7 protein-coding genes are annotated in these 11,553 nt (G+C 48.1%); all 7 read right to left on the bottom strand.

Annotation, left to right across the window (positions count from 1 at the left end):
* Positions 1-211 precede the first annotated feature (211 nt).
* On the bottom strand, positions 212-1,393 hold the full coding sequence (locus Q0V82_RS10705) for a response regulator (RefSeq protein WP_297575589.1): 1,182 nt from the start codon (positions 1,391-1,393) through the stop codon (positions 212-214).
* Positions 1,394-1,598: 205 nt separating this feature from the next.
* On the bottom strand, positions 1,599-2,630 hold the full coding sequence (gene trpS / locus Q0V82_RS10700; protein WP_297575588.1) for a tryptophan--tRNA ligase: 1,032 nt from the start codon (positions 2,628-2,630) through the stop codon (positions 1,599-1,601).
* A gap of 602 nt (positions 2,631-3,232) precedes the next feature.
* Complete coding sequence (locus Q0V82_RS10695; protein WP_297575587.1) at positions 3,233-3,505, bottom strand: hypothetical protein; 273 nt, start codon at positions 3,503-3,505, stop codon at positions 3,233-3,235.
* A gap of 13 nt (positions 3,506-3,518) precedes the next feature.
* Positions 3,519-5,786 carry a mechanosensitive ion channel domain-containing protein gene (locus Q0V82_RS10690; protein WP_297575586.1) on the bottom strand — a complete coding sequence of 756 codons (2,268 nt, stop codon included), beginning with the start codon at positions 5,784-5,786 and terminating at the stop codon, positions 3,519-3,521.
* Positions 5,787-5,940: 154 nt separating this feature from the next.
* Positions 5,941-6,876, bottom strand: a complete 936-nt coding sequence (locus Q0V82_RS10685; RefSeq protein WP_297575584.1) for a DUF4396 domain-containing protein — start codon at positions 6,874-6,876, stop codon at positions 5,941-5,943.
* A gap of 135 nt (positions 6,877-7,011) precedes the next feature.
* Positions 7,012-8,601 (bottom strand): peptide chain release factor 3, encoded by a 1,590-nt coding sequence (locus Q0V82_RS10680; protein ID WP_297575582.1) that lies wholly within the window; start codon positions 8,599-8,601, stop codon positions 7,012-7,014.
* Between the two features lie 62 nt (positions 8,602-8,663).
* Positions 8,664-11,552 carry a PAS domain S-box protein gene (locus tag Q0V82_RS10675; protein ID WP_297575580.1) on the bottom strand — a complete coding sequence of 963 codons (2,889 nt, stop codon included), beginning with the start codon at positions 11,550-11,552 and terminating at the stop codon, positions 8,664-8,666.
* Position 11,553 lies beyond the last annotated feature (1 nt).

Below are 11,553 nucleotides of genomic sequence, written 5' to 3'. Positions count from 1 at the left end.
ATGATCTGCCCCTGGTGCGTGTATCGATGTGAGTTGATGCTGGGGGAATATGGCGTTGAAAAGTATTAGGGATATTCCCACAGACGTGGATAAATGACATCGATGGCTAAAAAAATAAGTCTAAATCTTATAGGTATTGCTCGCTAATGAGTATTGTTAATAGTTTACGTGGCTATACCCATTATGATTACCATCATTGCAGAGTGAGTAATTAAAACAACATGATGTCATCGCTATCATTTTCTGCCTCTGGCGCGCTGGGCGTTATGGCGTGTGGTGATTGCTGAGTGAGGTAAATTAAGGTGGCAATCACATGAGAAAACTCATCGTCTAGCGATAAGCCTTGATCGTAAATTTGTGTGGCGGCCGCCAAGCTTTGCGCAATCATATCCAGTAGTGCCCCTTCTTGTGAATCGGTGAGGCCTAAATACACCATCTTGTGCTCAAACTTCTCTTGTAATTCGCTAAACAATCGCATCGAAGAGCCGGCTTGTTGGCGGTATTCATTCTCTAGTTTTTGAATGGACGATTGAATCAGTGTGATGGCGTTGAGGGTGAGCTGCTGCTGACCACGAATTTGTCCTTCATTTAAAATGCCATCCAACCGGGTTTCTGCCGCCTCGACCAAGATGGCGGTATGGTCACGTAAACGGCCACATAAATCGGGCTGGCTGATGGGCATGTCTTTGACTTGCAAAATAATTCGGGGGAAGTTGATGACCAATCGTTTGCCCATTTCATAAATACGCTGCGGGTCTTGCGCCAGCGTTTGCAGCATATGCTCTTCCAGTGGGCTGCTGCGTCCTTGGCTATTGAGTGTGACAAGGGTGCCTTGATGATGAATTTGGGCGGCGACTTGAACTTGAAACTTGGCGGTGGTTTGTACCAGCGCTTTGAGTAAGCTGGCTTCATCGGGGGCGAGACTGGCTTTTTTAAAAAAATTAATCACCGTGCCCAGTTCGGCGGAGTTTGAAATGGCTTGCATCGCAGTATCGGTGGCCGCTTGCACTGAGCTGCGTAGTTGCTGGGTTTGTTTGATGCTGCGTTTAAATAAAATCAGTTTTTGTTGCAGCTCGTCATTAAAAAACGGCTTACTGATAAAGTCGTCAGCACCGGCATCGTAAGCGGCCAAATAATCGCCTTTCTCGGTACTGGCGATAAACAGCAGTTGGCCATTGGGATTGTTTTTTTTGTAGTTTTGGCAAACGGCGTAAGCGTTTTGATCGGCTAAATTACCGTCGATTAATAAAATATCGGGCTGAGTCTCAGCCAGCACAGCGATCGCTTGTGCGCTGTTCTGGGTCATTTGTATTCTAAAGTGTGCACCTAGTTTTTCTTGTAGTGCTTCGTAAGCAGAGCAATCTTGATCGACAATCAGTAGCGAGAGTGGCATTGGCTAACTTTCCATTAAAAATGGCTGATTAAATACGCGCACAAAAGTTGGATGACAAGGCGAGGCAAGGATGTCAGAAGCTTTTGCTGAATACTTAAGTGCAATGACCTTCGCTTGAGCTAGGCCAAGAGCAGAACGTGCCTGCATCTTGGCGTTATAGATTATATTTTGCAATATGGCAGCTTAGTGACAGCTTGGTGTCGGATTAAAAGTAATACATTCCCATGGCGGTTTTGACTTTATGCAAAGTCAGGGCCGCAGTTTGTCGCGCTTTGGCTGAGCCGCAGAGTAACATCGACAAAACAGCATCGGGATCTTTGGCCAATTGCGCACGGCGCTCACGAATCGGCGCAATCAAGGCTTGTAGTTGTTCATCAAGCCGCGTTTTGATGACTTGGTCGGCTAAGCCGCCATGTTGATATTGCGCCTTGAGTTGCGCAACGTGCAGCGGATCGACGTCAAATGCATCTAAAAAGCGAAATACCACATTCCCTGCAACTTGCCCAGGGCTAGCGATGGTGAGGTGTTGGGCGTCGGTGTACATGTTGTTGACGGCTTGATGGATTTCGTCGGCGCTGGCAGAGAGGGCAATGTGATTGCCCGCCGCACGGCTCATTTTCTTTTTGCCATCAATGCCGGGTAAGCGACTGGTGTCGGACAATAGCGCGCTGCATTCACTGAGAATGTCTTCGCCCACCATCCGATTAAAGCGGCGAACAATTTCATTGGTTTGCTCAATCATCGGCAATTGATCGGCACCGACCGGAATTAAAGTGCCGCGTAAGGCGGTAATGTCAGCGGCTTGGCTAACGGGGTAAGTTAAAAAACCGGCGGCTACATTGCGATCTTGCCCTTTGGCTTTGAGCTCGGATTTGACGGTGGGATTACGCTCTAAGCGGGCGATGGAGACTAAATTCATCAAGTAAAACGACAGCTCCGCCAGTTCAGGCACCATCGATTGAATCAAAATAGTCGACTTTTTCGGGTCGATGCCGACGGCAAGGTAGTCCAGTGCCACATCAATCACCGACTGCCGCACCGCACGATAATCGCCTTGATGGTCGGCCAAAGCTTGCGTGTCGGCTAATAAAATAAAGGGCTGATGGGTTTCTTGTAAGCTAAGGCGAGTTTGTAATGAGCCAACATAATGGCCTAAATGCAGTGGGCCCGTGGTGCGATCGCCAGTGACCACGATGCTGGCTGCCGATGGACTCGAATGAGTAGAGGGTTGTGACATGCTGCTGCTCCTTAAATTGGGAGCCGCCGGATGGGAGAGGGGTAAAAAAACAAAAAACCTGTCACCGTAATCCGGCGGCAGGTTTTGTCGAAACAAACAAACCCAGTGCCGCCTAGAGGCGCCACCAGTAATAAGCAACTGAAAGAGTGTGTTTGATTAAGTTCATGGGCCAATAGTGACAGTGTTGACTTTAGAGCGTCAAGTGTTTTGCTTTTATTCCGCGCCGTGATGCTTGAGCCAGCTAGGGTCTGTTGACGTTTGGTTTTCCGCCGCGCTGGAGTACTTTTCGCGGCGAATCAAGGCGTAGTAAGCGATGCATAGTCATTCTATGTGAGCTTGCTACAACACAGAGTCGCCGCGAAAAGTGCCCAGCCCGCAGGGTTTGGCGGCTTTTGGCCTGATGCTGCGTTACAAAGCGCTGGCGTAGAATGACTACGCTACGCGCTTCGTGCCTTGCCTCAGGCCAAAAGCCGCGCAAACGCGGTTGGCAAACCAAACGTCAACAGACCCTAGGGTATTGGCTTGAGATGCTTTATTTTAAAGGCGTTGATTAATATACCTAAGTTTTTTTAGTCAACCGTCAGTGGGTTTGTCCCGCGCGGTTACGGCCGATTTAGCGGTTTTCGGCAGAGGCGGTAGTAGGCCAGAGGGGCGGCTTGTGGTTTGCTGCTGCGTGCAACGCTCACAAAAATATGCCAATGGCTATCAACGAGTTTTTGGTTGATCGCAGCAATCAATCCATGTGGATTAGCAATTGAACAGTGCTTAATCAGCTCTGTGCTGGTGCATTGCCGTTGCCGACTGAGTCTTTGATACACGGTGCTTTCATCGGGCGTGAACTGGGCGAGAAGGGTGGGAGAAATCGATTCGGACATGGTTCAATAAGCCTTAATTGGCCGCCGTCTTGCCGGATGCAAGTGCGGGGTCTGAGGTTTGGAGTTGGATTTTAAGTGGGCTGCTGACATCCAGATGAACGTCTCGCTGCGGGTAAGCAATGCAAATATCGTGTTTTCTAAAACTGGCATCAATCATAAAGCGCAAATCGCTGGCGACTTGACGACCAATCGTTCCCGCGCCGATATCGAGCCAGTAATAAATGCCAAAGGTGAGCGCATCGGCAGCAAAGTCTTCGAGTAGGATTTCAGGGGCTTTATTTTTACAGATTTGCCCGTGTCGTAGCACTTCCTCTTCGAGTAATTTTGCAACAAGGCGTAAATCACTGCCATAGGCGACGCCGACTTGAAAACCTTGGCGAATGACGCTGTTGGTATAACTCCAGTTGGTGACATTTTGTTCCAGAAAAGTGCTGTTGGGCACCAAGGTGTCGATGCCATTCACATCGCGCACCACGGCTGCGCGCACATTCATATCAACAACCGTGCCTAAAATGCCGGCCACGGCAATGGTGTCGCCAGGACGAAAAGGGCGCTCGAGCAGCATCATTAGGCCGCTGATTAGGTTTTTGAGCAGTGTTTGCATGCCAAAACCCAAGCCAATGGCAATGGCACCGCCTAAAAAAGCAAAAGCGGCGAGTGGGATTTGGACAATCAGCAATGAATTAATCAGTAGGCCAATAAAGGCAATCGATAAGATCCAGCGTTTGGCGATGCGAATTGAGACTTCAGGAAATCGGCTACGTTGGATGAGGGCTTTTTCGATGAAATGGCTGATGAAAATACACAGCGCGAAACCGAGCGTAATGAGTAAAACGGCGATGCACATTTTGCCGATAGTCACCCCGCGTGAAATATTAATACGCTGGCCATCCACTTCGATATGGTCGTTAACGCTAAATAACTCATAGTGCCAAATTTGGCCCAGCTGTGTGTGCATCTTTTCTTGCCAATAATCGGTGCGCATCGCCAGCGTTTTATCTTGCTGTGCAGTTTCATTGAGCCAGCGATTAAATTTTTCATCTGAGCGGCGTAAATCAATGGCCGCTTCGCGGTAGATGGCTTCTCTTTCTTGCCAAGTTTGCCGTAAAACCGCAGGGGTATCGCTCGCTCTACTGAGTTGATCTAGCTGATCCTGAGCAATACCTGCCGATTTTTGCATGGCAGCCCGCATGCTGCGCAAGGTGTTTAACCAGTTTTGTGCTTCTTCATTCAATTGCTGAATTTCAGCTTGTTTACCACTGTTTTTAAGTGCCAGGCGTCTGTTCCAAAAACGATTTTCTATGGTGTTGGTCATCATCAAGTCAGACAAAACCCCCGATTCAATGGCGAGTGTTTCAAGCTGCTGTTGCAGCGCTTGTTCTTGTTGATCCAAAGCCAATTCTTGTGTTTGCAATTGGGCTTTATTGCTTGTTTTTGCACTGTCCAATTGGCGATTGAGTGTTGTGCGCTGCGTTTTGATTGCGGTGAGTTGTTGGCGTAGCTGTTGCTCTTTATTGATTTGAATCTTTTGTAATTGCGCGTAGTGCTGTTGCTGCTGGGTAATGTGTTGCAGCTCGTCATTGAGCACTTCATCTTGCAATTGATCTTGATTGGGGCCTAGCGCGGTATCCAGTGCCAATACTTGCTCACGGCGGGCTTGCAATTGCGCACGGTTAAATTGTTGTCGCGCGTCGATGCTGGCCAGCGTTGCTAGCCAGGTGTCCACTTTGTGCTGTGAAATGGCGGCTTGGGCGGCGATTTGCGTGCGGGTGCTGGGGGTCGTGGTTTTTTCAAGCAAGCCTTGATGGAGGCGTAGTTCAGCTTGTGCTTGGCCTAGTTCGTCGTGAATGGTATTGAGGTAGCCTTCTTGTGCGCTGAGGTTGTTGCGTAAAACATCGATTTCTTGCTCAAGCAATTGGCGCTCATTTTGGCGCTGTACATCGCTTTGGCTGGCATGGCTGGGGGTAATGCGATTGCCTTGTTGATCTAAGGCGTTCAGGCCATTGAGTGCGGCAATGTGTTGCCGGTAGGCGTAAATTTCGAGCGTGAGCCAAAATCGACTTAATTCGCGATCGGCTGAGTTGACGTTTTTTTCTAAGGCGCTAAGGGCCGATTCGGCTAATTCAAGCCGCTGATTTAAGCGTAAAAATTCACTATCGCTGTTGATGAGCGCTGCGCTACTACTGGCGTTGCCCTCTGGCCGCGCCAAGAGTAAATCAATGGGCGCAGCAAAGGCGTTTGAGAGTAGCAATAGCAAAAATACAGCCAGAAAACGAGTCATAAAATACGCCGTGTGTGGCCAAGGTTTGGGTATTTTACGCGTTACCACAGGGAATGATTCAGAAATATGCAAGCTTGGGGGCGCATGATGTCGCGGTTCAATCGGATCGCCATTGGGAAGGATTGAACCGCGTGCTATGACCGATGGATGCCGTTTACATGGCGGTTTTAATGCCAGTTTTGACTAAAAACCAGTTCATCGGGTAGGCGGTGATAAAGCCGCAAGCCATGGCGATTTGCATCATGAACCAAAATATCGGCTCAGTGGGCGACATTGGCCCGATCAACGCAAAAATAGCCAGCGCCATCCAGCCATACATGCCAATTTGCCATGAGGTTAAAGACAGCGAGTCCACTTTGAGTGCCCGCCACCAGAGCGCTGCGCCGGTTTCGGGCACCATGCCGAGCAAACCACCGTACTGGAAGGTAACGCCAATGGCGAGGGCCAGCAGGTAGGAGAGCGCCCATTCGCCAAAGACCGGACTGCCCCATAATAAAAAGGGGGTGGCAGCAAATAACCACGGGCCGATCAAATCGGCCAGGCTGCAACCAGCGCCACAATGCAGTGTGCCGGCGGTAATGCTTTGCCAGAAGGGTTTTTTTGCGCCCATATGCATCGGCATATCCATCTTCATGTCCATTGGCATAGCCATTTCCATGTCAGGCATGGACGACATTGAGTTTGGGGTTGAAGTAGGGGCAGGGGCAGGCATCTTCATTTTGGACATATCCATATTAGACATATCCATATTGGGCATGTTTGGCCTGTCTTGCATCGACATGCTGTCCATCATTGCGGGTTTGGCTTTAGCATTCATGCCTTGAGGCATTGACGACGGAGAGGGCATTTTCATGCTTGATACGGTATGGGAAATGCGCGGTTTGCTGCCGTTGCCAATGTGTCGGTAAGCCCAAATTGCAAAAGGGCCAGCCCACAACGCATTAATTGGCCACACCCACAGCATGACGGACATCATCGGCTTGGGGCGTTGGCGTTGATCGAGCAGGATGTATACAAAGCAAGCAATGCCGATAAGTAGGCTGCAAATGGCCAGAGTGCTTAGCCAATCGGGTAGGGAAGCGTGAGGCATGATGACAATACTTCTCTAAAAGAAATAATGTAGTTATAGCCCATCACTTTTAAGATGCCATGCTTAATTTTGGTGATATTTACGCGGGGTATCTGGATGCAACGATTTAAAATTGTTGCATCCAGCGCAATACCCTTAGAGCGTAATGGCGTGTTCCCGCGTAGCGTGGAAGCGCAATTCAGGCCAGCGTTCCATCGTCAAATCCAGATTGACGCGGCTGGTGGCCAAATAAGCCAAGCTGTTGGCCGCATCGCGGCCGAGGTTATTGGTGAGTGTACGCTCGAACTCGGCGAGTTTTTTCGCGTCATCACAAGACACCCAACGGGCGGTGTAAATCGTCGTCGATTCAAACATCGCTTCTACCCCGTATTCATTCAGCAAGCGCGAAGCAACAACTTCAAACTGCAATACCCCGACTGCGCCAAGAATCAAATCGCCACCATTGAGCGGCTTGAACACCTGCACTGCACCTTCTTCGCCCAGCTGTTGCAAACCTTTTTGCAATTGCTTGACTTTGAGTGGGTTTTTGATACGCACGATGCGGAACATTTCCGGCGCAAAGTAAGGAATGCCGGTAAACGACAGCAATTCGCCTTCAGAGAACGAGTCGCCAATTTGGATATTGCCGTGGTTTGGCAGACCAATAATGTCGCCAGCGTAAGCTTCTTCGACTTGTTCCCGGCCTTGCGCCATAAATGTCACCACCGAGTTGGCGGCGATTTCACGATTGAGGCGCAAATGCTTGAATTTCATCCCGCGCGTAAATTCGCCCGAGCACACGCGCAAAAACGCAATCCGGTCACGATGTTTTGGGTCCATATTGGCTTGGATTTTGAAAACAAAGGCCGAGAATTTGGGCTCAATGGGTGATACGGCGCGTTGAATCGCGGCGCTGTCTGACGGTTGTGGTGCCCAATCGACTAGCGCGTTCAAGATTTCTCGAATCCCGAAGTTGTTGATGGCCGAACCAAAGAACACCGGCGTCAAGGTGCCATCAAGGAATTCTTCAATCACGAAAGGATGCGAAGCGCCGCGAACGAGCTCCAATTCCATCCGAGTTTGGTCGATTTCGAGCGGGAACAGCTCGTCCAAACGGGGGTTGTCGATGCCTTTGATGACTTCAACTTCATCGAGCGGGCCTTTGCCCGGCGTGAAGATAATCACTTCGTCTTTGAGGATGTGATACACCCCACGGAAGGTTTTTCCCATGCCGACCGGCCAAGTAATTGGCGCACAGCGGATTTCGAGCACGCTTTCAACTTCGTCCAGTAGCTCTAAGGAATCGCGCACTTCACGATCGTACTTATTCATGAAGGTGATAATCGGGGTGTTGCGCATGCGGCAGACGTTCAAGAGTTTGATCGTTTGCGCTTCAACGCCTTTGGCTGCATCAATCACCATTAAGGCCGAATCGACGGCGGTTAAAACGCGATACGTGTCTTCCGAGAAGTCTTGGTGACCGGGCGTGTCGAGCAGATTGACCACATGATCGCGGTAATCGAACTGCATGACTGAAGACGCAACCGAAATACCCCGTTGCTTTTCAATGTCCATCCAGTCGGAGGTGGCAAACTTACCGCCTTTTTTACCTTTTACAGTACCCGCATTTTGAATCGTGCCCGAGAAATACAGCAGTTTTTCGGTGAGCGTGGTCTTACCCGCATCGGGGTGGGAGACAATGGCGAAAGTACGGCGGCGCGCCACTTCACTGATGATGTCGGGCATGGTATTGATGTCAAAGGGGAAAAACGCGCAATTGTACGCGAATGTGGCGATAAGCAAAACCTTTAGCGCGGATGGCTTGGCAGTAGAACGGTAAAAATAGCGCCGCCTTCAGGGTGATTGCTAGCGACGATCTGTCCGTCATGATCGCTGATAATTTGTCGGCTAATCGCTAGCCCTAGTCCTGTGCCACTGCCATTGCGGGCACGACTGCTCTGGATAAATTTGTCAAAAATGTATTCGAGTTCATCATCCGGAACCCCAGGACCATGATCGCGCACACTCACGCCAATGGCCGGTAAGTCATGCGCTAAAACCGCATCGGCAATAAAATGAATTTCGATTTCACCGCCGTGTGGACTAAATTTGATGGCGTTGGATAATAAATTGACCAGTACTTGAGTTAAGCGGGCTTTATCAAAATGAGCACTTACTTCAATGTCCTTGTCTTGAATGTGCAATTGTAATTGCTTGCTGCTAATTAGCGAGCTAATTTCGGCACAGGCCATTCTCACGATCATGTGTAAACTATAAACGCCTTTGTCATAGGTCATTTTATTGGCTTCAAGTCGCGACATATCCAGTAAATCATTCAGTAAAACTAATAATCGTTTTCCCGAGGCATTAATTCGTTCAAAGTAACGGTTTAAATTGAGATTTTCGCTGTGATTCGGATTTTGTGTTTTGCCTAAGCCCATTTCAGAAAAAGACAAAATCGCATGCATTGGCGTGCGTAATTCATGTGACATATTGGCAAGGAAAGAAGATTTGGCAAAGTTAGCACTTTCGGCCGCTTCTTTAGCCTCAACTAAATGCGTTTCTATTTTCTTTAAAACAGTAATGTCGGTAAAGAATGCATAGGCATATTCAATTGATTTTTGTTTATCCAGCACTACGCCACTATTAATAAGGAAAGGGTGTGCAATCCCTTCGTGATTGAATAGCTCTAAATCAATGGGCGCATGATGTTTATCAATTAAGCTGGCTAACTGATCTGGGAAGAATTTTTTAGCATTTTCACCCCATAAGTCATTTGGGTGACGGCCAATCAGGTTTTTACGGCTAAATCCGAGCAGGCGGGTGAATGAGTGATTAACGTCGCAGATGCGATGGCCAGCATCAATCAATAAGAAGCCGTCTGCGGTTTGATCAATAATGGTGCGATTAAGACGCTCTGATTGGCGCATTGCTTGTGCCGCAATGCGCTGCGAGGTGATGTCTTCAATCACCGCGATTAGGCCTTTGGACATATCACCAGGGACTAAGGCTTTGGCGTAAACCATCGCCCAAAATGGCGTATGGTCACGGCGATACAGCTCGGTTTCTCCGCGAAACACCCCGCCGCTGGCAATCTTGCTCCAAATGCGTTGATTAGCTTCACTAAACTGTTCGGTGGATGAAAATATATTGTGTGTTGGCGAGCCAATAATATCGCTGGCGGCGTAAGCAAATAAGAGTTCAAAAGCGGGATTGACTAAACGAATGGTGCCGCGCATCGACAGCATAATGGCTAAGGGGCTAGCATCAAGCACCGTTCGGATCTCGGCGGTGCGTTCCATCACCATTTCTTGCAAATGGTCGCGGTGGCGGCGTAATTCTTGCTCGGCTTCGCGCCGCGCAGAAATATCGCGTGCATTGCAGCAAATATAAGATTGCTTTTGAAATTGTATCAAAGATAAAGTGATTTCCATTGGGGTGATTTTGCCCAATGAGTTTTTGAGTAAGCCTTCAAAATTAATGGTGTTATTTTCGTGTAACTTTTGCAGAAATTGTCGCCAATCCGCTTCTGAAATCTCGGTAAATAAATCATTAAAGTTGAGGCTGCTGAGTTCATCGCTATGATAAGCGGAATGCTTGGTGAGGCTTTTATTGGCGTAATAAATTCGACCTGATTCATTACACCAAAACGTCATGTCGGGAGATTCGTCAACCGTAAATTGAGTTAAGTAAAGACGCGCTTCAATTTGTTCAGCACGTTTGATTTGCCGCATTAAAATATACGTCAAAATTGAAATGACCAGCATTAATAAAGCGGCCAACATTGTTCGAATATAAGTTTGATTTTTAAAGTGAGCTAAAATAAGGTCGACATCAAAAGACAGGCGGATAATGAGTGGATTGTCACTTTGATTCACAATAAAGGTGATGAGCTTTTCGCCATGATCATCTTTGATATAGGTGCTGGTACGCTTGAGTCGCAGTTGCTCAAAGAGTAATGGGTCATCATTGCGGATATTTTTATTGAGTGCGTTTTCATCAAATGGATAGTTAATTAAAACCACGCCATCACTGCGCAGTAATTGAATTTGCATCCCTTTGGGAAGCTGCAAAGAATCGTAAAACTTAAGAAAATAAGCCGGCTCCATTCCGGATAATAAAACGCCACCAAATTCGCCATTGGGTAAATTGACGCGGCGAGTTAAAGGTAGCAGCCATTTGCCATCCGTTCTAGATAGGATGGGTTCACTAATATAGGGGCGAATTGAATCAAAATCGCGGTGGTAATTAAAGTAGGTACGATCAGCCAGTGATATTTTTCGCGCCGGGTATTCAAGACCGTGGCTATGCAAAATACCGGTTGGACCAATGGTGATAATGCCGCGTATTTGCGGCGTTAAACGTACTTTGTCTTTGAGTAGTAAATGCATGACGTATTCGTCAGCTTTGTCGACCCCGCCTTGTCGATCTAAATCTTCAGCCACATTTTGCATGGCTTGTTCAACAGAAACGTAAGCCCGAGTGGCGTTTTCGTCTAATGCCCGAGCCAGTGATAAATTGTAGTTTTCTGCTTCGCGCATCGTTTGCTGATAATCACGAATCGTAATCCACGTTAAAGTCAGTAAAACCACAAAGACGGTCACGCCATAAAAAGTCAACAAGCCAATTCGCAACACACGAAGTGTTTTATGCGTATTTTGTTCGGTTGATAAATTATTTTGGCGTGACCCTATCATG

The organism is uncultured Deefgea sp. (genome assembly GCF_947072475.1).
In the GTDB taxonomy this organism is placed as follows: domain Bacteria; phylum Pseudomonadota; class Gammaproteobacteria; order Burkholderiales; family Chitinibacteraceae; genus Deefgea.
The sequence above is the reverse complement of the archived record's forward strand: the minus strand, read 5'-3'. Positions and strand labels throughout refer to the sequence as shown.